At 67.4% G+C, this 21272-nt stretch carries 16 protein-coding genes; 8 read left to right on the forward strand and 8 right to left on the reverse strand.

The features are described from left to right. Positions 1-93 precede the first annotated feature (93 nt). Positions 94-1626, forward strand: a complete 1533-nt coding sequence (locus tag ATE64_RS15145) for a class I adenylate-forming enzyme family protein (RefSeq protein ID WP_058457040.1) — start codon at positions 94-96, stop codon at positions 1624-1626. Positions 1627-1788: 162 nt separating this feature from the next. On the opposite strand, the gene ATE64_RS15150 is transcribed toward ATE64_RS15145, so the two are convergent. The 4 genes from ATE64_RS15150 to ATE64_RS15165 form a co-directional block, all read right to left on the reverse strand. Then, on the reverse strand, positions 1789-2157 hold the full coding sequence (locus ATE64_RS15150) for a VOC family protein (protein ID WP_058457041.1): 369 nt from the start codon (positions 2155-2157) through the stop codon (positions 1789-1791). Between the two features lie 118 nt (positions 2158-2275). After that, the gene (locus tag ATE64_RS15155; protein ID WP_058457042.1) at positions 2276-3772 is read right to left on the reverse strand and encodes a trypsin-like peptidase domain-containing protein; all 1497 of its coding nucleotides are present in this window, start codon (positions 3770-3772) and stop codon (positions 2276-2278) included. Between the two features lie 127 nt (positions 3773-3899). Further along, positions 3900-4751, reverse strand: a complete 852-nt coding sequence (locus tag ATE64_RS15160; protein ID WP_058457043.1) for a protease modulator HflC — start codon at positions 4749-4751, stop codon at positions 3900-3902. Further along, entirely contained in the window at positions 4751-5914 is a 1164-nt protein-coding gene (locus ATE64_RS15165) for a protease modulator HflK (protein ID WP_082657865.1), read from the reverse strand. The genes ATE64_RS15160 and ATE64_RS15165 overlap by 1 nt, the downstream gene beginning before the upstream one ends. A 91-nt stretch (positions 5915-6005) precedes the next feature. On the opposite strand from ATE64_RS15165, the gene ATE64_RS15170 reads away from it, so the two are divergent. The 7 genes from ATE64_RS15170 (at position 6006) to ATE64_RS15200 (ending at position 13572) form a co-directional block, all read left to right on the forward strand. Next, positions 6006-6983, forward strand: coding sequence for an Mrp/NBP35 family ATP-binding protein (locus ATE64_RS15170; protein WP_058457044.1), 978 nt, complete (start codon positions 6006-6008; stop codon positions 6981-6983). Then, positions 6983-7405 carry a CoA-binding protein gene (locus ATE64_RS15175; protein WP_058457074.1) on the forward strand — a complete coding sequence of 141 codons (423 nt, stop codon included), beginning with the start codon at positions 6983-6985 and terminating at the stop codon, positions 7403-7405. The genes ATE64_RS15170 and ATE64_RS15175 overlap by 1 nt, the downstream gene beginning before the upstream one ends. Positions 7406-7448: 43 nt before the next feature. Then, positions 7449-9737 (forward strand): molybdopterin cofactor-binding domain-containing protein, encoded by a 2289-nt coding sequence (locus tag ATE64_RS15180; RefSeq protein ID WP_058457045.1) that lies wholly within the window; start codon positions 7449-7451, stop codon positions 9735-9737. Continuing rightward, entirely contained in the window at positions 9734-10732 is a 999-nt protein-coding gene (gene hemH, locus ATE64_RS15185; protein ID WP_058457046.1) for a ferrochelatase, read from the forward strand. The genes ATE64_RS15180 and hemH overlap by 4 nt, the downstream gene beginning before the upstream one ends. Before the next feature lie 84 nt (positions 10733-10816). Then, positions 10817-12508 carry a DUF1963 domain-containing protein gene (locus ATE64_RS15190; protein WP_058457047.1) on the forward strand — a complete coding sequence of 564 codons (1692 nt, stop codon included), beginning with the start codon at positions 10817-10819 and terminating at the stop codon, positions 12506-12508. A 106-nt stretch (positions 12509-12614) separates the two neighbouring features. Beyond that, positions 12615-13337 (forward strand): acetoacetyl-CoA reductase, encoded by a 723-nt coding sequence (phbB, locus tag ATE64_RS15195; RefSeq protein ID WP_058457048.1) that lies wholly within the window; start codon positions 12615-12617, stop codon positions 13335-13337. After that, the gene (locus ATE64_RS15200) at positions 13327-13572 is read left to right on the forward strand and encodes a ribbon-helix-helix domain-containing protein (protein WP_058457075.1); all 246 of its coding nucleotides are present in this window, start codon (positions 13327-13329) and stop codon (positions 13570-13572) included. The genes phbB and ATE64_RS15200 overlap by 11 nt, the downstream gene beginning before the upstream one ends. Here the strand turns inward: ATE64_RS15200 and ATE64_RS15205 are convergent. From ATE64_RS15205 to ATE64_RS15220, 4 genes are all read right to left on the reverse strand, one after another. Beyond that, entirely contained in the window at positions 13569-14426 is an 858-nt protein-coding gene (locus ATE64_RS15205; RefSeq protein ID WP_058457049.1) for a hypothetical protein, read from the reverse strand. The genes ATE64_RS15200 and ATE64_RS15205 overlap by 4 nt on opposite strands. After that, positions 14426-19117 carry an NAD-glutamate dehydrogenase domain-containing protein gene (locus ATE64_RS15210; protein ID WP_082657869.1) on the reverse strand — a complete coding sequence of 1564 codons (4692 nt, stop codon included), beginning with the start codon at positions 19115-19117 and terminating at the stop codon, positions 14426-14428. Before ATE64_RS15210 ends, ATE64_RS15205 begins: the two co-directional genes overlap by 1 nt. Positions 19118-19358: 241 nt before the next feature. Then, complete coding sequence (locus tag ATE64_RS15215) at positions 19359-20684, reverse strand: hypothetical protein (RefSeq protein ID WP_058457050.1); 1326 nt, start codon at positions 20682-20684, stop codon at positions 19359-19361. 100 nt (positions 20685-20784) lie between these two features. Next, positions 20785-21165, reverse strand: a complete 381-nt coding sequence (locus ATE64_RS15220) for an OsmC family protein (protein WP_058457051.1) — start codon at positions 21163-21165, stop codon at positions 20785-20787. Positions 21166-21272: the final 107 nt, after the last annotated feature.

Genomic DNA, 21272 nt, shown 5'->3' on the forward strand with positions numbered 1-21272 from the left:
GGTCATGGCGACGGAGTTAGCACAGCGGGGGCGGCGCGCATGCCCGCCCCCGCCGACGTTGCGCGCCGCCCCCGCTGTGCTAACTCCGTCGCCATGACCAGTCACGAGATGCTCGATAGCGACTTCGCCACCCTGCCCGACCTCGTCCGCGCACATGCGACCGAGCGCCCGAATGCCATAGCCGCAGCCGATCCAGTGCGGCGGCTGAGCTGGTCCGAACTGGACGCAATGATGGACCGCATCGCGGCGCGGCTGCAGGCCGACGGCTTCGCCAAGGGCGATCGCACCGCGATCGCGGGCCTCAACAGCGTCGAGCAGATGGCGGTCATCCTCGCGACGCTGCGCGCCGGCGGCGTCGCGGGGCTGATCACCAACAGCGCGACGGGCGAGCAGATGGCGGCAATGATCGCCGACACCGGGGCGCGCCACCTGTTCCTCGATGCCGCCGCGTCGGCGAGCCTCGAAGGCCAGCATGTCACGGCGACAGACCGGATCGCGATGGACGGCAGCACCGTCGGCGCGCCGCTGGAGGCCTGGATGGCGCCCGACGGCGCGAAGCCCGAACCGGTCGCGATCGATCCGCTCGACGGCTTCAACATCATCTATTCGTCGGGGACGACCGGTACGCCCAAGGGCATCGTCCACAGCCATGCGATGCGCTGGCAGCATATCCAGCGCGGCAAGCCCGCCTATGGCGCGCAAGCGGTGACGATCCTGTCGACGCCGCTCTATTCGAACACGACAATGGCGAGTTTCCTGCCGACCGTCGGGTCGGGCGGGCAGGTCGTGCTGATGAAGAAATTCGACGCGCGCGGCTTTCTGGAGCTTGCCGAGCGCGAGCGCGCGACGAACACCATGCTGGTGCCGGTGCAATATCGCCGCATCATGGCGCTGGAGGATTTCGACCGCTTCGATCTGTCGAGCTTCGTCGTGAAATATTGCACGTCGGCGCCTTTCCCCGCGGCGCTCAAGGCAGAGGTGCTCAAACGCTGGCCGGGCGGGCTCGTCGAAATCTATGGCATGACCGAGGGCGGCGCGGCCTTCATCCTCGAAGCGCATCAATTCCCCGACAAGCTCCACACCGTCGGCAAGCCCGCGCCGGGGCATGTCGCCAAGGTGATCGACGAGGACGGCAACGAGCTGCCGCAGGGGTCGGTCGGCGAGGTCGTCGGCCGCTCGCCGGCGATGATGACGGGCTACAACAACCGCCCCGACGCGACCAGGGCGATGCACTGGTACGACGCCGACGGGAATCTCTTCTATCGCCACGGCGACATCGGGCGGATCGACGAGGACGGCTTCCTGACCCTGATGGACCGCGCCAAGGACATGATCATCTCGGGCGGGTTCAACATCTTTCCGAGCGATCTCGAAGCGATCCTGCTCGCCGACGAGCGCGTCGTCGAGGCGGCGGTCGTCGGGATGCCGAGCGAGGAATGGGGTGAGACCCCGGTCGCCTTCGTCTTGCTGACGCCCGGTGCGGATGCGGAAAGCGTGCGGGCCGACTGCAATGCGAAGGTCGGCAAGACGCAGCGGCTGAGCGGGATCACCGTCGTCGACGAATTGCCGCGCAGCGCGATCGGCAAAGTGTTGAAGCGCGAGCTCCGCGATGCCTATGCGGGGTGAGGCGCAGGGTTCGGGTGAAACCAGCCGTCGCCCCCGCCAAGGCGGGGCCGCCCTCGATTTACGCGGCGCGGCCGAGCAAGGCGGCTAGGGGCTCCCGCCTTCGCGGGGGCGCGGGTTAACGCACCATCCGCTCCCCACCCAAATCAGCCATCGACGCAGCCGTCACCCCATGACGAAGGCGTTGAGCTTGTTCCCGTCGGGGTCGCGGAAATAGCCCGCGTAAAAGCCCTCTCCGCGCGGTCCGGGAGGGCCTTCGCAGGTGCCGCCGTTGGCGAGCGCGATGTCGTAGAGCCGCTGCACCTGCGCCTCATCCTTCGCCTCGAGCGCCACCATCACGCCATTGCCGACGCTTGCGGCATTGCCGTCGAAGGGCTTCGTCAGGCCGATTCCGGCCCCGCCGCCCTCCTTGCCCCACGCGATGAAGCCGTCATATTCCATCATCCGCGGCACACCCAGTTCGCCCGCGATCGCGTCGTAAAATACCGCCGCGCGGGCAAGGTCGTTCGTTCCCAGCGTCACATATCCGATCATCGTTCCATCTCCCGACTCGTATCGATGGAACATAATAGGAACATATGCCGTCGCAGGCAACAAAAAGGGCGCCGGACCCGAAGGTCGCGGCGCCCCTGTTCCCGTGTTGGAAGAGGCCTCAGGGCTTGAGGCGGATCGCGATGAACTGCGACGGCCCGCCGCGGCGCAGAATTTCGAGCAGAACCGCGTCGCGGCCCGCCTTCTTCGCGTCCGCGACCACCTTGGCGAGCGCTTCGCTCGTCGTCACAGGCACGCGGTTGGCGGTGACGATCACGTCGCCGCGGCGCAGCCCCTTGCGACCGGCATCGCTGTTCGCCGACGCGGCACCGATCACCAGACCCTTGGTGCCGACATCGACCCCGACCGCGCGCGCGATGTCGGCGGTGAGCGTCTGAACCGACAGGCCAAGCTCGTTCTGGACCGCAGTGTCGGCGGTTCCCTTCGGATCCTCGGGCACTGCCTGATCGTCCTCGGGGTCGAAATTCGCGCCCGCGAGCTGGTCCTCGGGCGGGCGCGTCGCGACGACGGCGTAGAGCGTCACCGTCTTGCCGTCGCGCACGACCTCGAGCGGGATGCGCGAGCCGGGCTTGGTGTTGGCGACGATGTACGACAGCGTCTGCGAGGGTGTGACCTCCTTGCCGTCGACCTTGGTCACGACGTCGCCGCGCTTGAGCCCGGCCTTCGCCGCCGCGCCATCGTCCTCGACGCGCTGGACGAATTCGCCGCGATCCTTGGGCAGGCCGAGCGCCGCCGCCAGATCCTCGTCGACCGGCGCGATGCTGATGCCGAGATAGCCGCGCTGGATCTTCTCGCCCGCCTTAAGCGCGTTGATCACCGGGATCGCCGCTTCGGCCGGGATCGCGAAATTGACGCCGATGTTCGCGCCGACGGGCGAGATCAGCATGTTGTTGATACCGACGACATTGCCATGCAGGTCGAACAGCGGGCCGCCCGAGTTGCCGCGGTTGATCGCGGTATCGGTCTGGATGAAGCGGTCATAGGCGCCGCCCTGGCCAAGGTTGCGCTGCACCGCCGAGATGATCCCCGCGGTCACCGTCGAGCCGAGCCCAAGCGGGTTACCGATCGCGACGACCCAGTCGCCGACACGCGCGCGGCTCGAATCGGCAAATTTCACGAAGGGCAGGCCGGTCGCGCTGATCTTGAGCAGCGCAAGGTCCGACTGCACATCGCGCCCGACGATCGTCGCCTTATACTCTTTGCCGTTGGTCAGCGTGACCGTGACCTGGTTCACCGCCTCGCCGCGCGGGCCGCCGGTGACGACATGGTTGTTGGTGACGATATAGCCGTCGTCGGAGATCAGGAAGCCCGAGCCGCCGCCCTGCTGCTCCTGCGTCACCGGCTCGCGCGTCCCGGCGAAGGGATCGAGCCGGACGCCGAGCGTGACTTCCTGCTTGGTCGAGATATTGACCACCGCAGGCTGGAGCTGTTCGACGAGGTCGGCGAAGCTTTCGGGAGCGCCGGCGCGCGGCACAGCCTTGGCAATCTCGCTGCGCTCGTTCTGCGCAACCTGCGCGATCACGGGCGACTGGGTGACCAGCGCCAGCGCGGTACCGCCCACCAGCAGGGCCGAAGTGATGCCATAAACATAACGCACGATCGCAATTCCTTTTCTCTTGCGAATAATTCCAACCCCGGCACGGCGCTATCTGCGCACCGCAGGCTGAACGGTGTTTGAACATGAACGGAGCCTGCAGGTTCCGTTCATGCCCCAATTTTCAGGATCAGCCGCCGCGGAAGTGGCGCAGATACTCGTTATCGGGCGACAGGATCACCGACGTCCCGCCCTGGTTGGTTTCACCGAGGAAGGTCTGCCGGTAGCTCTGCATCGCGCGATAGAAATCATAGAATTCCGGATCCTTGCCGAAGCTCGCGGCATAGATGCGCGCGGCCTCGCCGTCGGCGGTACCGCGGATGATCTGCGCTTCCTTCTGCCCCTCGGCGCGGATCGTGATCGCTTCCTGCTCGCGCGCGGTCCGCATCCGGTTGTACGCCGCCTCGAGCGTTGCGCCCTCGGGCAGGTCGGCGCGCTTGATGCGGACGTCGATGATTTCGGCGCCATATTTGTTCGCCTCGCGGTTCAGCGCGACCTGGATATTGTCCATCACCGCCCCGCGTTCGGGCGACAGCAAGGTCGCAAAGGTCCGCTTGCCGAGCTCGTTGCGCAGCGACGACCCGAGGATGGTCGCGAGCTGCTGCTGCAGCCGCTCCTCGGTGCGGATCGCGGTGTACATCCGCACCGGATTGGTGATGCGGAAGCGCGCGAAGGCATCGACCTGCAAGCGCTGCTGGTCGGTCGAGAGCACCTGCTGGCGCTCCATGTTGATGCCGAGGATGCGCTTGTCGATATACTGGATGCTCTCGAAGAAGGGGATGCGCAGCGCAAGGCCGGCGCCCGAGCGACCGAATTCTTCCTTCGGCCTGTAGCGGTTCACGGTGCGCTCGATTTCGCCGAAACGCAGGATCAGCGCCTGCTGGTCCTCGCGCACGATCGAGACGGTCTGCGACAGGATCACGAGCAGCGCGAGCGCGCCGACGAGCCAGCGCATGGGATGACGGGTGAGACCTTCGAACATCACTGGCCTCCCTTGGTCGTCGCTTCGGGAGCCGGGGCGACGCGCCGCTGGACTTCATTCAGCGGCAGATAGGGGGTTACCCCTCGCGCCTCGACGATCGTCTTGTCGGTATTCGACAGCACGCCCTCCATCGTTTCATAGTAAAGGCGCTTGCGGGTCACGTCCGGCGCAAGCTTGTACTGTTCATAAATCTTGTCGAACGCCGCAGTGTCGCCGCGCGCGCGTTCGAGCACTTGCTGTTGATAGGCGCGCGCGAGGTTGATGTCCGATTCGCGCTTCTGGCGCGCCGCGGTCACTTCCTTGAACGCCTCGTCGACCTGGCTCGGCGGGTCGGCCTGACGGATCGCGATGCCCTGGATCGTCACGCCGGCGCGATACTGGTTGAGCAGATCCTGCATCCGCAGCTGCACCTGCCGTTCGATCTCGACGCGCCCGGGGCCGATCGCCTGGACGAGGTCGAAATTGGCGACGGTCGCGCGCATCGCGCTTTCGGCGACCTCGCGGATCGTCCCGTCGGGGTCGGCGAGCTGGAAGATGTAAAGCTCCGGATCGCGGATCGACCAGCGGACCTCATAGGCGAGATCGACGATGCTCTGGTCGCGGGTGAGCACGAAATTCTCGTCGGTCGCGTTCGGCGATCCGATCTGCATCGTGCGAATCGCGCGGACGTCTTCGAGGCGGATACGCTCGATCGGCGCCGGCCAGGTGAGTTTCACGCCCGGCCCGACGGTGCGCGAATAGCTGCCGAGCTGCGTCACCACGCCCTCTTTTTCGGGCGGGACGATGTGGAAGGAGGAAAAGAGGAACCAGGCGACAACCAGCGCGCCGACGCCCCATTTCCACAGGCCCGCCGAATCGCCGAGATTGAAGCCGCCGCCGGAACCGCCCGAACCGCCGCCGCCGAAGCTGCCGCGCCCCTTGCGCAGCAACTCGTCGAGCGCCGAGGGGCCGCGCGGCTTGCGCCCGCGCGCGGGATCGGCGGGATCGGGGGTCACCCACGGATTGCGCGGCCCCGTGCGGTCGCCGTCGCCGTCTTTTCCACCCTTGTCGCCCTTGGGGCCGCTACCCCAGGGGCTGTTCGCCATCAGGCTGATCTGGTGGAAAAATTGCCGCACACCCCCCGGGCTGCGGCCTCCCATGCTGCCTTCATTTTCGTTCGTCATGCCTGCTTTTATAGGGATGACCAGCGCGAATAACAGGGGGGCAAGTGAAAATGGCTGGCAATCCCCCGCGCCATGCCTATCTCGCGCGGACATGACCGACACTGCTCCCCTCGCCAGCATCGCGACCGACCTCAGCGGCGGCCGCACCTCGGGCCTCCGCTTCCTCGACGAAAACGGCACGCTCGCGATCGTCCTCGACGTGACGGGACTTGCCGAGGACGAGCGCAAACCGCTCGAGGACAAGCTGCGCGCCGGCCTGATGACGAAGCCGGGCGTCACGTCGGTGCGCGTCGCGATGACCGCCGAACGCAAGGGGCTGACGATCATCGCGGTCGGCAGCGGCAAGGGCGGTGTCGGCAAATCGACCCTCGCCGCCAATCTCGCCGTCGCGCTGCAGCGGCGCGGCGTGAAAGTCGGGCTGGTCGATGCCGACATTTATGGCCCCTCGCAGCCGCGCCTGATGGACAGCGAAGGCGTGAAGCCCGAAGCACGCGGATCGAAGCTCGCACCCGTCCCCAACGCTTATGGCGTTCCCATGCTCTCGACCGGCCAGATCGCCGCGCCGGGGCAGGCGATCGCGTGGCGCGGCCCGATGGCGGGGCGCGCGCTCGAACAGCTGATCGACGCGAGCTGGGGCGATATCGACACGCTGATCGTCGACCTGCCTCCCGGCACCGGCGACGTGCAGCTCACGATGATCCAGAAGCACAAGCCCGCGGGCGCGGTGATCGTCTCGACCCCGCAGGATCTGGCGCTGATGGACGCGACGCGCGCAATCGGATTCTTCGAGCAGGCCGATGTGCCGCTGATCGGGCTCGTCGAGAATATGGCGGGCTATGCCTGCCCGCATTGCGGCGAGGTCAGCGACCCGTTCGGCAGCGGCGGCGCCGAGGCGGCGGCGAAGGTGATGGGGCTCGACTTCCTCGGCCGCATCCCGCTGTCGATGGGCATCCGCCTCGCGAGCGACGGCGGGGTGCCGCCGGCGGCCGGAACCGATCCGCAGGGCGAGCCGTTCCACGCGATAGCGGCGAAGGTCGCCGACTGGCTCGCGGCACGAAAGGGCAAATGATGGCGATCAACGACGAAGGCGAAATCCGCGAGTTGCTGGGCCAGCCGCGCCGCATTGCGGTCGTCGGCGCCTCGCCCAACCCCGCGCGCGCGTCGAACGAGGTGCTCGCCTTCCTCATCAGCCAGGGCCATGATGTGATCGCGGTCAACCCCGGCCACGCCGGCAAAACGATCCACGGCGCGCCGGTCGTCGCAACGCTCGCCGATGTCGAACCCCCCGCCGAGATCGTCGACATCTTCCGCAACAGCGCGGAGGCCGGCGCCGCCGTCGACGAAGCGATCGTCCACGGCGCGAAGGCGGTGTGGTTGCAGATCGGGGTGATCGATCAGGAAGCGGCGCGGCGTGCGAACGACGCGGGGCTCGCCGTCGTGATGGACCGCTGCCCCAAGATCGAAATTCCCCGCCTCGGGCTCTTGCGCTGATTTTCTTTGCGCCGATTCCCGGGGCTGACTATCAGCAGCGGGCATGACCGGCATCAGGGACAAAGTGGGGCAAAACAGGTCGCGCCTGCCGCACGTCAGCCGTCGTTCCTTTCTGGTCGGCGCGACCGCCGCAGGCGGGCTTGCGCTTGCCTGGTCGGTCTGGCCGCGCAGCTACGATACCAACCTCACCGCCGCCGAGGGCGAGCATGTCTTCAACGCCTTCCTGAAGATCGGCGACGACGGCCATATCGGCGCGATCGTCCCGCAATGCGAGATGGGCCAGGGCGTCACGACGCTGCTGCCGCAGATCATGGCCGATGAACTCGGAGCCGACTGGCGCACGATCGCGGTCGAGAGCGCGCCGATCAGCCCGCTTTACGCCAACACGCTGCTCGTCGACGAGGACAGCGGTACCTTCATGCCGCGCAGCCTCGTTCCCGATTTCGTCGCCGATGTACGAAGCTGGGCACGCCGCGAATGGGCGGTGCGCCATGCGGTGATGCTGACCGCCAACTCGTCCTCGGTTCGCATGTTCGAGGGGCCGTGCCGCGCCGCCGCGGCGCAGGCGCGCGCGCTGCTGATGATGGAGGCGGCGCGGCGCTGGGACGCCGACTGGCAGGAATGCGACACGCAGGACGGCTTCGTCATCCACGGCAAGAAAAAACTCCGCTTCGCCGAGGTCGCGGCCGGCGCCGCCGCGCTCGAGCCGCCCCCCGAACCCGTCTATCGCGCGCCCGTCGCCGATCCGCTCTATGGCAAGGAACTGACGCGGCTCGACCTGCCGGCAAAGGTCGACGGTTCGGCGAACTATGCCGGCGACATCCGCCTGCCCGACATGGTGTTCGCGGCGATCCGGCAAGGCCCGCTCGGCGCGACTCGCCTCAAGAGCATCGACCGCAAGGCGGGGATGAAATCGCCCGGCCTGCTGCATATCGTCGAGCATGAGCGGTGGCTCGCAACCGTCGCGCGCAACTGGTGGGCGGCAAACCGCGCGCTCGACCGCTTTGCCCCGGTGTTCGAAACGAATGGCCCGCCGGTTTCGACGACGCGTGTCGACAAGGCGCTGAAGGCCGCACTAAAGGAGGACGGCTTCCGCATCCGCCAGCAGGGCGACGTCGGCGCCGCGATGGAGGCGCGCACGAAAATTTCGGCGCACTATGCCGTCGCGCCCGCGCTCCATGCGCCGATCGAGACGCGCACCGCGACCGCCGCGCCCGATCGCGGGCATGTGCGCGTCTGGGTCGCGACGCAGGCGCCAGCGCAGTGCCGGGACGCGATCGCCCGCGCGACCGGGCTTGCCCCATCCGAGGTCACGCTGTTCCCGATGATGGCGGGCGGATCGTTTGACGCCTGCCTCGATCACAGCGTCGCGGTGCAGGCCGCGATCATCGCGCTCCAGATCGAACGACCGGTGCAGCTCGCGTGGTCGCGCGCCGAGGAGATTATGCGAGATATCCCGCGCGCGCCCGCTCGCGCAAAGATGACTGCGACGCTTGACGCGGCGGGCGGGATCGACGCACTCGTCGCGCGCATCGCGGTGCCAGCGACGAACCACGAGTTTCGCGCGCGGCTGTTCGACGGCACGCCTGCCGACGTTGCGCAGCGCGAAGCGGCCGGTACGCCCGACGCGGTCTCGGTCGAGGGCGCACTCAGCACCTATGACATCCGCCATTTCGCGGTCGATCATTGCCCCGCCGACATCGGCCTGCCGACCGGCCGCTGGCGCGGCAACGCCGACAGCTACACGGCCTTCTTCACCGAGTGTTTCATCGACGAGATGGCGGCGCGCTCCGGGTCCGATGCGCTCTCCTATCGCGTCGCGATGCTCGGAGGATCGCCGCTGCTCGCGCGCTGCCTGCTCACCGCGACCAGCCTCGGCGGCTGGGAAGGCGGCGTCGCGGGCACCGCGCAGGGCCTGGCCTGCCATTCGATGCGCGGTAGTCACATCGCGCTGATGGCAACCGCGCGGCCGAGCGAAAACGGATTGCAGGTGCAGCAGCTCGTCGCCGTGGTCGACGCCGGCCGCCTCGTGAACCCCGCGGTCGCACGCCAGCAGGTCGAGGGCGGGCTGATCTTCGGCCTTGCCGCCGCGACCGGCGCGACGACCGACTATGCGGGCGGGATCGCCACCGCGCGCAAGCTCGGCCAACTCGGCTTGCCGCGCCTGTCGCAATCGCCCGAGATCATCGTCGAATTCGTCGACAGCGACCGCGACCCCGGCGGGCTTGGCGAGATCGGCGTTCCCGTCGTCGCACCCGCGATCGCCAACGCCATCGCCGCCGCGACCGGTCGCCGCATCCGCCGGCTTCCACTCTCGGCGAACCCCGCATGACGAGACGCCCCGACGATCATCCGGCGGTTCCCGACGCGCGCGTCGGCGTGCTGCTGGTCAATCTCGGCACGCCCGACGCCCCGACGGCACCGGCGGTCCGCCGTTACCTCGCCCAGTTCCTTTCCGACCGGCGCGTGGTCGAAATTCCGGCCCTGCTCTGGCAACCGATCCTGCGCGGCGTCATTCTGGCCGTGCGTCCCCGGAAGTCGGCCCATGCCTATGCGCAGGTCTGGACCGAACAGGGATCGCCGCTTGCCGCGATCACGAAGCGACAGACCGAAGCGCTGCAGCGCCTCTTGGGAGACGATATCAGCGTCGCCCATGCGATGCGATACGGCCAGCCCGCGATCGCCCCCGCGATCGACGCGCTGATGGCCGAAGGGTGCCGCCGTATCCTCGTGGCGCCGCTCTATCCTCAATATTGCGCTGCAACCACCGCGACGGTGGTCGACGCCGCCAATGCTCATCTTGCAACGCTTCGCTGGCAGCCGACCCTCCGCTTCCTGCCGCCTTATCCCGACGCGGCGGCCTATATCGAGGCCCTCCAAACGTCGCTGGAGCAGGGGCTGGAGGCGCTCGACTTCGTGCCGGACACAATCATCGCGAGTTTCCATGGGATGCCCGAGCGCACGCTCCGGCTTGGCGACCCCTATCATTGCCAATGCCGAAAAACCGCACGCTTGCTGTCGGAAGCGATCGGCCGCCCGGTCGAAGTCGCGTTCCAGTCGCGCTTCGGCCGCGCCAAATGGCTGGAGCCCGCAACAGACGTGACGCTCGAACGGCTGGGCCGCGAAGGACGTAACGTCGCGATATTCGCGCCCGGCTTTGCCGCCGACTGCCTCGAAACGCTGGAGGAAATCGCGATCCGCGGCCGCGAGCAGTTCGTCGCGGCCGGCGGCCAGAATTTCGCCTATCTGCCCTGCCTCAACGACAGTGCGCCCGGCATGGCAATGCTCGAAACGCTGGTTCGCCGCGAGCTGGCCGGCTGGCGCTGATTTTTCCGACGCTTACCTCCTGTTTAGGTCCGCTCGCTAGGGTCGATCCGCGCGGGGCCGGGATCGCGCGTTGGAAGGAACATCATGAGCGATCTGACTCAGGCGGCACTGATCCTCGCGGGCTTTACGCTCGCCTTTCTGTTTGTCGTCTATGCGGTCTACCGGAAGCGCAATCCACGCCCCGTGACCGCCGCACCACGGATGCCCAAATTGCCGAGCCTGGCGTTCGAGGCGCGCCTGCCGCGCCTGTCGCGCAAACCCGAGATTGAATTCGAACCGGTCGAAATCGCGCCCTGGCGGCTCGCACGCATCAGCAAGCGGCCGGTCTACGAGCCACTCGAAGAGCCGGTCGAAGCGGTCGAAGCGGAGGCCGTCGCCGCCGAGGTGCGCGAAGAAGCTTCGCCATTCGAGGCCGCTGAGGAGCCCTTGGCCGCCATCGAACCCGCAGCCGCGCTCGAGCCGGTGACCGAACCCGCAACCGAAGCCGCGGCCCCTGTCATCGACGAGCGGATTCTTCAGGCTCTCGCCACCGAAGTTGAGGCGCAGGCACACGAGACCGAATTCGCTGAACCAACGCATGAGCCACCCGCACCTCTTGCCGCCGTTCCAACCGGCCCGACCGTGCGGCTGGTTCCGCAGTTTCCGCCGCGCGACGTCATCTTGCGCAAGCACTGGCTCGGCGGGCGGCCGTATCTGCCTGCCGGTGCCGGCTGGCCAAAGGTCGACGGGCGCGACGGCGATTTCCTCGCCCAGATTGCCTGCACCGACCTCCCGGCCGGCTTGTGGGACGGGCTCGGCCCGCGTTCGGGGTCGCTCGCCTTCTTCGCCAATCCGGATACCGGTGCGGTCATGGCACTGCACCTCGTCGAAGACGGCGTGCCGCACGATCCGCCGCACCCGCCCGGCCCGGCCTATTTCCGCCCATGGGGCCTCGCATCGGCAACGCTTGCGCCACTCGCCGTACGCGCCTTTCCAGAATGGCCCGTCGACGCGGTCACCGCCGAGGCGTCCGTGGCGACGGCTGGCACCGGCCGAGCCGCGATTGAGGCGCTGTTCGCCGCCGACTATGATATCGGCGATCCGGCTTTCCATCCTTTCGACTGGCCGACCATGCTGGCAATGGCCGACATTCTCGAAAGCCATGTCATGGCAGCACCGACCGATGGCGCAGCTCCCCCGGATGCGAACGACGAGCTGGTGGAAGCGATCGCCGACGCCGCGGCGAGCAATCGCGAGGCGCAGGCCAAGCTGGCCGAGATCATTGCGATCATCCACGAAAGCGCCACCCCCGGCGCGAGCTTCGCGCCGTCCGACGCGACCGCAGTCATGGCGGCGCTGCATGCGATCCGCTGGACCGGCGTCACCGCAACCTCGAACCCCGAAAGCGGCGAGGACCAGGTCGAGACGCTGACGCTTCCGCTCACCCGTCGCCGCCCCGACAGCGACCTGTGGGTCGACGACTTCCGGCTGGTGCTGTTCGATCACGCCAAGCACGCCTGGTCGACGAACCCCGACCGGCTGTCGGCTCCTGCGCGTGCCTTTTTCGAACCTGTTTGGCAGGCCATGGCGGCGGACGAAACCGCATTGATCGGCGGCTTTCCGTCGCGTCATGCCCCCGGCTTCAATGACGAATTCGACGTCGTGATACTCGAACTCCCGGCGAGCGCGCTGCTCGGACTCGCGCACCGCGATGGCGGCCATCTCGTCCTCGCGATGCGCAAGGCCGACCTCGCGAGTGGCGATTTCACACAGCTCCGCGCGATCGCCTGCAACTGATTGGACAGTCTGCCCGAATTGTCGCCTGATTGACGTTACGGTCATCTTGCGGGGTGCGCGCGCGCACCTTAAGCATGGGACCGAGAACATTTGGGAGACCGGGAACATGGCACGTATCGCAGTCGTCACAGGCGGGAGCCGCGGCATCGGGGAGGCGATCAGCCTCGCGCTGAAGGATATGGGCGCCACTGTCGTCGCCAATTACTGCGGCAACGACGAAAAGGCGCGCGAGTTCACCGCGCGCACCGGGATCCCCGCCTATAAATGGGACGTCGGCGACCATCAGGCATGCCTCGACAGCTGCGCGCAGATCGCAGAAGAAGTCGGCCCGATCGACATCGTCGTCAACAACGCCGGCATCACCCGCGACGGCACCCTTGCGCGGATGCAATATTGCGACTGGGACGATGTGATGCGCGTCAACCTCGGCGGCTGCTTCAACATGGCGAAGGCGACCTTCCCCGGCATGGTCGAGCGCGGCTGGGGCCGCATCGTCAACATCGGATCGATCAATGGGCAGGCGGGCCAATATGGTCAGGTCAACTATGCCGCGGCGAAATCGGGCATCCACGGCTTCACCAAGGCGCTTGCGCAAGAGGGCGCGAAGAAGGGCGTGACGGTGAACGCGATCGCCCCCGGCTATATCGACACCGACATGGTCGCCGCAGTGCCCGCGCCCGTGCTCGAAAAGATCGTCGCGAAGATCCCCGTCGGCCGCCTCGGCCACGCCGAGGAAATCGCCCGCGGCGTTGCCTTCCTGTGCAGCGAGGATGCGGGCTTCGTCACCGGATCGACGATGTCGATCAACGGCGGCCAGCATATGTATTGAGCGGGCGGGATTGCATCCGCCCGTCAAACGCTCGATCACCATCGCCGGTCACCCGACGTCGATCAGCCTCGAGCCGATATTCTGGGAGGCTTTGGAGGAAGCGGCTACGCGCCGGTCGTTGCCGGTGAACGCGTTGGTCGCGCGGATTGATGTCGAACGAATGGAGGCGGAGGATCCGCCGAACCTGACGTCGGCGATCCGGCAATGGCTGTGGCGGAACCGGCGGACTGACTAGATCGCGGCGTAGATCGCCCTGCCGAACGCCGCCCCGCTGTCGGGCGCATGGTGGAGGAACAGTGACGGCTCGATCAGCTCCAACTCCATGATGTGGAGCTTGCCCGTCGCATCGCCGACCATGTCGACGCGCGCATAGACGGGGGGCGCGGGTGCGGCGGCGAGCGCAGCGGCGGCAAGCGCCTGCGCCTCCGCGCTCGCATCCCAGTCGCTCTCGCACCCGCCGAACTGTTCCTGCACGCGAAAGTCGCCCGAGGCGGGGCGCTTGACGATCGCGTGGCTGAACTGGCCGTCGAAGAAGAAGAGCGAATATTCGCCCTCGGTCAGGATGCCGGGCATCAGGGGCTGGACGAGCCGGCGCTGTCCGAGCGCGTCGGCGGGAACAGCCGCGCCCGCCGCGATGCGGTGCGTGCCGTCGGCGCCGCCCGAGATCGCGGGCTTGATCACGACCTCTTCGGCATCGAGCTCGGCGCGCGCGGCAGCGAGAACTGCGTCGTCGAGCGCGGCGACCTCGATCGTCGGCACCACCGCGACGCCCTTCGCGCCCAGTTCGGCGAGATAGGCCTTGTCGCTGTTCCAGCGCAGCACCGGTACCGGATTGACCACCGGCAGGGCTTCGGATTCCAACCGGTCGAGCAGCGCGTACCAGACCGCGACATCGCGCTGATAGCCCCACGCGAAGAGCGGCAGGATCAGGTCGTATCCCGACAAGTCGCCCGGATCGGTCCACACGCGCTGTTCGACGATCAGGCCGACAGCGGTGAGAGCAGCCGCCTTGCGTGCAAAGGCGGGCTGCCACTTCTCGTAATAGTCAGGCGTCGGGACGAGGATTGCGACGCGGGGCTGGAACGGCATTACCGCCCCAACAACCCGCGTGCCTGCCCCGCGATATGCGACAGCATCGCGCCGTTCGGATTCGGGATCATCCGCGCGCGATCGACGGTGGCCCGGAATTGCGCGACGCGCTGGCTGTTGTCGGCGAGCCATTTGATCACCGCCGCGTCGAGGTCGCCCTTCGGCAACCCGGCAAGGAAGGTCAGGCGCATCTGCTGGAAATCGCGCGCGAGGCTGTTGACGAGCAGGCGTTCCCACGGATCGGCGGGGCTCATATGCGCAGCGAGCGTCTGCGCCCAGTCGAGACCCAGCGCTTCGCCGAGGTGGGTGAAGGCGTGCGTCACCGCCACCTCATCATCCCCGCGCCGTGCCGCAAGGTCGACGATGCCGATGGCGCCGTCGGTCTTGAACAGCCGCACGACCGCCGAGGTCAATGTCTCCGGCGCGCCCGCGTCGAGCAATTGCTGCGCCAGCATGTCCCACTGGCGCCGCACCGATGGACTGAGCAGGCTGTCGACGCCGCTCATCAGGCGCTCGACGCCGGGTTCGAGCCGCGCAACGACCGGTCCCGGCTGTGCGAGCGTCGATGTCACGCGCAGCAGGTCGGCCATCTGCGAGGTCATCGCCGACGCCGCCTGGCTGAAGAGCGAGAGGCGGATGCTCTCGTCGATCTTCGCACTGTCGAGCGCCGACCAGATTTCGTCCATCCCGAGCAGCCGTTCGACCGCGACGAACGCCGCCGCGACGTCGCCGAGCGAACAGCCTTCCTCTTCGACGAGCTCGAAGGGATGAGCGACCCCCATGCGGTTGATCATCCGGTTCGCGAGCTTGGTCGCGATGATCTCGCGGCGCAGCTGGTGATCGGCGATCGCCTGCGGAAAATCCCGCTGCATTTCGGCCGGGAAGGCCGCCGCCAGATCGCTTCCGAGTGCGGGATCGTTCGGCAATTCGCTGTCCTCGATCGCATCCTGCAGCGCGAGCTTCGCGGTCGAGAGCAGCACCGCAAGTTCGGGGCGCGTGAAGCCGCGTCCTTCGGCCGAGCGGCGGAGCAGTTCGTCGTTCGCGGCGAGCCCTTCGACCTTGCGGTCGAGCCGGCCCGTCGCCTCGAAATTCTCCATGATCCGCACGAGCGAGGGCACCGCCGCCGCGCCGCCCTTTTCGGCGATCGACAGCGCGAGCGCCTGCAAGCGGTTGTCCTCGAGCACCAGCGCCGACACATCGTCGGTCATCCGCACGAGCAGCGCGTCGCGCGCCTCCTGCGGCAGGCGCCCTTCGGCCATCTCGCGGTTGAGCGCGATCTTGATGTTGACCTCGTTATCCGAGCAGTCGACGCCCGCGCTGTTGTCGATGAAGTCGGTGTTGATCCGCCCGCCCCTCGCCGAGAAGGCGATGCGTGCGGCCTGCGTGACACCGAGGTTCGCGCCCTCGCCCACCGCGCGGACGCGCAGATCCTCGGCATCGACGCGCAGCGCGTCGTTCGCGGGGTCGCCGACCTCGGCATTATTTTGACTTGCGGCCTTCACATAGGTGCCGATGCCGCCGAACCAGAGGAGGTCGGCGGGCGCCTTCAGGATCGCCGAGATCAAGGAGCCGGGGTCGATTTCGCTCACCGACAGGCCGAGCGCGGCCTGCACCTCGGGGGTCAGCGGGATGCTCTTCTGGCTGCGCGGGAAGACACCGCCGCCCTTCGAGATCAGCTTTTTGTCATAATCTTCCCAGCTCGACCGCGGGAGATTGAACATGCGTTCGCGTTCCTTCCAGCTTTTCGCCGGATCGGGATTGGGATCGAGGAAGATGTGGCGGTGGTCGAACGCCGCGACGAGCTGGATCGCCTTCGATAGCAGCATGCCGTTGCCGAACACGTCGCCCGACATGTCGCCGCAGCCGACGACGCGGATGCTGTCGGTCTGCACGTCGACGCCCAATTCGGCAAAGTGGCGCTGGACCGAAACCCACGCACCCTTCGCGGTGATCCCCATCGCCTTGTGGTCGTAGCCCTTCGAGCCGCCGCTCGCGAAAGCGTCGCCGAGCCAGAAGTCGCGCTCCATCGCGAGCGCGTTGGCGACGTCAGAGAAGGTCGCGGTGCCCTTGTCGGCCGCCACGACGAAATAGGGATCCTCGCCGTCGCGGACGACGACGCCCTTCGGATGCACGACCTTGCCGCCGACGAGGTTGTCGGTAATCGACAGGAGCGAGCGGATGAAGATGCGATAGCATTCGGTGCCTTCGGCGAACCACGCATCGCGGTCCTCGGCCGCGCTCGGCAAGGCCTTCGGATAGAAGCCGCCCTTCGCGCCGGTCGGCACGATCACGGCGTTCTTCACGCGCTGTGCTTTCATCAGTCCGAGAATTTCGGTGCGGAAGTCGTCGCGGCGATCGGACCAGCGCAGCCCGCCGCGCGCGACCGGGCCGGCGCGCAGGTGAATGCCCTCGACGCGCGGGCTGTACACCCAGATTTCGCGCCACGGCAGCGGCTTGGGCAGGCCGGGAACAAGGGCGCTGTCGATCTTGAATGCCAGCGCCTCGGCCGCAGCGGGCGCGAAAGCGTTGGTGCGCAGCGTCGCGCTGATCACGGCATGGAACAGCCGCAGGATGCGGTCGTCGTCGATAGACTGGATGTCGGCGAAACCCGCAACGATATCGGCTTCGAGCGCCTCGGCGCGCGCGCCGTCCTTCGCCTTCGGATCGTGGAGCGCCCGGAAGCGGTCGATCAGCGCAGACGTGAGCGCCGGCGCATGACGGAGCGCCGCAACGACGGTGTCCATGCCATAGCTCGCGCCGCCCTGACGCAGGTAGCGGAACCAGGCGCGAAGCCACACGATCGCCTGCGGATCGGTCTGGCTGACGAGGACGAGCTGGTTGAACGCGTCATTCTCCGCCTTGCCGTCGAGCACCGCGGCAATCGCAGTTTCGATGACCTCGGCAAAGGGAAGCAGCCCGAGTTCGTCGACCGACGGAGGCAGGCGCAGCGAGAAGTCGTGGATGAAGGCCGACCGGCCATCATCGCCTTCGCCATGCGCGCGCGCGACCTCGGTCGGGATTTCCTCGAGCACCTCGAAGCCGAAATGTTCGAGCGCGGGGACGACATCCGAAAGCGCGAGCGGTCCAGCGGCGCTGTACACCTTCAGCCGCAGCTCGTCGTCGCCGTCGAGAGTCTGACGGACGATCTGGACCCCGCGCGGACGGTCCGCGTCGAGATCGCGAAGCTGGAGGATATCGAGCGCCGCCTCCTCGGGGCTGTAGCTGTTGCGATAATTCGCGGGGAACAGCGGCGCGAAGCGCGCAGCAAGCGCCGCCGCGCGGCCAGCGTCGCCATGGCGCGCGAGCGCCGCCTCGACCTCGGGCAGCCAGCCGCGCACCATCTGTTCGAGCTGGGCATTGAGCGCGTCGGTATCGGGAACGACGCCCTCGCCGCGCAGGTCGAGCGTGAAGCGCATCAGCGCCGCGCCCCCGTCTTCCAGCACCATCGTCCAGTTGATCACGCCGGCCTTCGCCGCGCGCACCAGCATCGCCTCGACATCCTTGCGGCGGCCGGTCGATACCTCGTCGCGCGGCAACCAGACGAAAACGAACAGGTGACGGCCGAGCGCACTGCGCACCGCGACAATCTTTGGCCGCGGGCGGTCGGTGATCGACATCGAGGTGAGCACCAGATCCTCGAGTGCGGCGCTATCGAAGGCGATCAGTAGGTCGTGCGGCAACGCGGTCAGCGCGTGCGCGAGCGCCTTGCCCGCGTGCCCCGCCGGGTCGAAGCCGAATTTCGCCATCAGCGCGTCGAGCTGCGCGCGCAGCATCGGCACCTTCGCGGGCGGCGTCGACAGCGCGGCGCTGGTCCACAGGCCCGCATGGATCGACAGGCGCTCGACCTTCTTGCCCTTGAATTCCGGGACGATGACGAGGTCGAGCAACACGCGGCGATGTACCGACGACAAGCGGTTCGACTTGATCAGCAGCGGCGAGGAATGACCCTTGTCGAAATAGTCGAAAGCGGCGTCGAGCGCGGTCTGCGACAACAGCTGCTCGGTACGCGACGTCGAAATGCCGAGCGCGTCCTGAACCGCACCATCGCGGGTACGCCATTCGTGGCCGAGTTGCGTCATCGCGCCGCCCTCGAACCAGCGCAGCAGTTCGGCGGCTTCGCCGTCGGCACGCATCGCCGCGTCGGCGAGCATCGCGGCGCGCATCGCTTTCCAGTCGGTCACCGCGGCACGCACGTCGGCGAGCGCGGCTTCGAGCGCATCGAGCAAGCGGCGGCGCGCGCGCGCATCGCCGCGTTCGAGTTCCATATAGATGACCGATTCCCGATCGTCGCCCGTCCCCACGCCGGTCAGCCTGCCCTTCGCATCGCGGTCGACCGACACGACGGGGTGAAGAATGCGGTGAATCGCGAGGCCCTGCGCGCCGACGATCTGCGAGGTCGAATCGACGAGGAAAGGCATGTCGTCGTTGACGACGACAAGGCGCATCCGCCGGTCGGTGCCGTCGGCGACCACCGGTTCGAGAAGCAGCGAGGGCTTGCCTTCGCTCCGCTCCAGCGCGGCTCGCCCCGCAAATTCGCCCGCCGCCGCCAGCGCCTTGGTATCGAGGTCTTCGCCCTCGCCAGGAAGCGCACTACCGTGCAGCGCGGCGGCGAAAGCCTTGGAAAATTTTGCCGGCACTTGCAGGGCCGGCGAGGCTTCGGCTTCGGCGGCGTCGGACAGGGTGGAAGTCATAGGGGGCAGCATCCCGAACCAAGAAGGGCGGGCCTCTGCGGGGGATTCGGCCAGCCCGTTTGCAGGGCCCTCCTATGCGCCTGTGGCGCGCGCGGCTCAAGACCTTGTCGAGCGCCCGCGTAAAATAATTTCAATTTTCGGATTATCTATTACGCGGACTTGCGAAGACGGCCCGGCGGCGATCCTCCCGGCGATGAAGGTTGCGCATTCCGCACCTCCACCCCCGTCCCGTCCCGCAATTTTACGACGTGATCGCGATCGCCTTTTTCGCGAGCCTGGCGATCAGCGCCGGATCGTCGGCCGCCTTGGCGACGATACCGATATGCCCGCCCGGCATCGCGCGCGCGATCAGCACGACGAACTCGGCCTCGCCCGCATCATGTTCGAGGATCAGCGCGGGATGCGCGCGGCGGAGTGCCTCGACCGCATCCTCGCCCTTGTCGGAGGCGTCACCTTCGGGTTTGCGACGCGCGCGCGCGTCCTTGACCAGTCCCTTGAGGCCGCCCGGATAGCGGTCGAGATAGGCAGCGAGTTCGCCGCGTGCCACGCCCTCTTCCTTCGCGTGCCCAAGCACACAGGCATATTCGGCAAGCCGAGTCTTGTCGTAATTCGCCCCGAACACGAGCTTGACGACAGGGGTCATCGGCGCGCGGTCCTGCGCCTGCAGCCCGGCGTCCTCCAGCATCTCTGCAAAGGCTTCGGGCTGGGCCTCGGCCGCGAGCGCGAAGTCCCACGCCTTGCCCACCGCCTGATAGAGCGCGGAGCGACTGCGGCTGTCGGCGGCGATCGCGCGCTCGGCGGTCTCGCGCGCGAGCGCCAGCCAGTCGGCGAGTTCGGCGTCGGTGCCGGGATCGGCGGAGACGGGGACGTCTTCGTCGGCGGTCTCGGTCAGCAACATCTCGTCCTCGTCGCCAAGCGCCGCGAAGCCGGGCGCCGCGCCTTCGTCGATATGCTCGGAATCGGGACCATCGGCCCATACCGGAACCGGCGCGGTCAGCGGCGCGGCGGTGCGCAGCGCCTGCTCGACCGAAAGTTGCAGTTCGGCTTCCTGCTCGGCGGGAACGCCCTCCTTCCAGTTGATGACGCCCATGATGAAATCGATCGTGTCGTCGTCGGACGAGAAGGGCAGCAGTATGCCGCGATACATGATGGTCACGCCGCGATCGTTGACGAACTCGGCCTCGAAGCCGATCGGCGCGCGGTTGGCGATGATCTGGAGATAATGGTCGGTCAGCCGCGACAGCAGCGAGCGGCCGGGGATCTGGTTGATATAGTGCACGTCCTCGCCGATCTCCGATTCCTCGCGCAGCTTTTCGCCAAGGAAGGAAATGCCCGGATTCTCGATGCCGGTGGTGAAGTCGAGCAGCACCGCGTGCGGCCCGAAATCGGCGCCCTCGAGGTCGACATCCTCGACCGACGGATAGGCGCGGTCGGCCAGCAGCGAAGCCCAGTAATTATAGGCCCTGACCTGCATCCGCCGTTCGTCGACCCCGACCACCGGCGGCGCGTCGATCGCGCCATCGTCCTGGTCGTGGCTGCCCGAAAGCAGTCCGCGCAAGCTGTCCATCACATGTCCCCAGTCGCAAACATCGCCGGATGTCATGCAACAAGAGTGGTAAAGGCCGCGTAAACGATGCCTTGCGGGCGGCCCTGCGCGCTATCGTCCGTCAGGCGAGACGCGTATCGATCGGCAGGCCGTTCTTGAGCGTCAGCGTCACCGGCGTGCGCTCGGCAATATCGGCCATCCGCGCCCGCTGCTCGTCGTCCAGACCGGCGATCGTCAGCGTGCGGTCGATCCTTTTTTCCTCGACCCCGTGCAGCCGCAGCGCGACTTCGAGCGACTCCATCGGCCAGCCCTTGCGGTCGGCATACATGCGCAGCGTTATCGCGGTGCAGGCGCCAAGGCTGGCGAGCAGCAGGTCATAGGGCGCGAACCCCGCGCCCTGCCCGCCGAGCGCGGGCGGCTCGTCGGCGACGATGTCGCGGCCGCCGACGCTGATCTGGGTGCGATATTTGTCCTTGCCGATGCGGGCGGTGCCTTGAGCCATGGCGTGTCTCCTTCGTGCGCGCCGGCCCTGATAGCAAAGCGCGGCGCGGAAAGGCGATGAATCCTGCGCCCCGCTGCGGCCTGGTCGAACAGACGGAAACGGATCGC

Origin of the sequence: Sphingopyxis sp. H073, from assembly GCF_001468395.1 — a bacterium.
GTDB lineage: Bacteria > Pseudomonadota > Alphaproteobacteria > Sphingomonadales > Sphingomonadaceae > Sphingopyxis.

Excerpts from the sequence above, each read along its gene's own strand:
- ATE64_RS15150 (WP_058457041.1), bottom strand. The coding sequence starts at position 2,157 with ATGATCGGATATGTGACGCTGGGAACGAACGACCTTGCCCGCGCGGCG.
- ATE64_RS15175 (WP_058457074.1), top strand. The coding sequence starts at position 6,983 with ATGGCGATCAACGACGAAGGCGAAATCCGCGAGTTGCTGGGCCAGCCG.
- ATE64_RS15210 (WP_082657869.1), bottom strand. The coding sequence starts at position 19,117 with ATGACTTCCACCCTGTCCGACGCCGCCGAAGCCGAAGCCTCGCCGGCC.
- ATE64_RS15205 (WP_058457049.1), bottom strand. The coding sequence starts at position 14,426 with ATGCCGTTCCAGCCCCGCGTCGCAATCCTCGTCCCGACGCCTGACTAT.
- hemH (WP_058457046.1), top strand. The coding sequence starts at position 9,734 with ATGACGAGACGCCCCGACGATCATCCGGCGGTTCCCGACGCGCGCGTC.
- ATE64_RS15190 (WP_058457047.1), top strand. The coding sequence starts at position 10,817 with ATGAGCGATCTGACTCAGGCGGCACTGATCCTCGCGGGCTTTACGCTC.
- ATE64_RS15220 (WP_058457051.1), bottom strand. The coding sequence starts at position 21,165 with ATGGCTCAAGGCACCGCCCGCATCGGCAAGGACAAATATCGCACCCAG.
- ATE64_RS15170 (WP_058457044.1), top strand. The coding sequence starts at position 6,006 with ATGACCGACACTGCTCCCCTCGCCAGCATCGCGACCGACCTCAGCGGC.
- ATE64_RS15145 (WP_058457040.1), top strand. The coding sequence starts at position 94 with ATGACCAGTCACGAGATGCTCGATAGCGACTTCGCCACCCTGCCCGAC.
- ATE64_RS15165 (WP_082657865.1), bottom strand. The coding sequence starts at position 5,914 with ATGACGAACGAAAATGAAGGCAGCATGGGAGGCCGCAGCCCGGGGGGT.
- ATE64_RS15215 (WP_058457050.1), bottom strand. The coding sequence starts at position 20,684 with ATGGACAGCTTGCGCGGACTGCTTTCGGGCAGCCACGACCAGGACGAT.
- ATE64_RS15160 (WP_058457043.1), bottom strand. The coding sequence starts at position 4,751 with ATGTTCGAAGGTCTCACCCGTCATCCCATGCGCTGGCTCGTCGGCGCG.
- ATE64_RS15180 (WP_058457045.1), top strand. The coding sequence starts at position 7,449 with ATGACCGGCATCAGGGACAAAGTGGGGCAAAACAGGTCGCGCCTGCCG.
- phbB (WP_058457048.1), top strand. The coding sequence starts at position 12,615 with ATGGCACGTATCGCAGTCGTCACAGGCGGGAGCCGCGGCATCGGGGAG.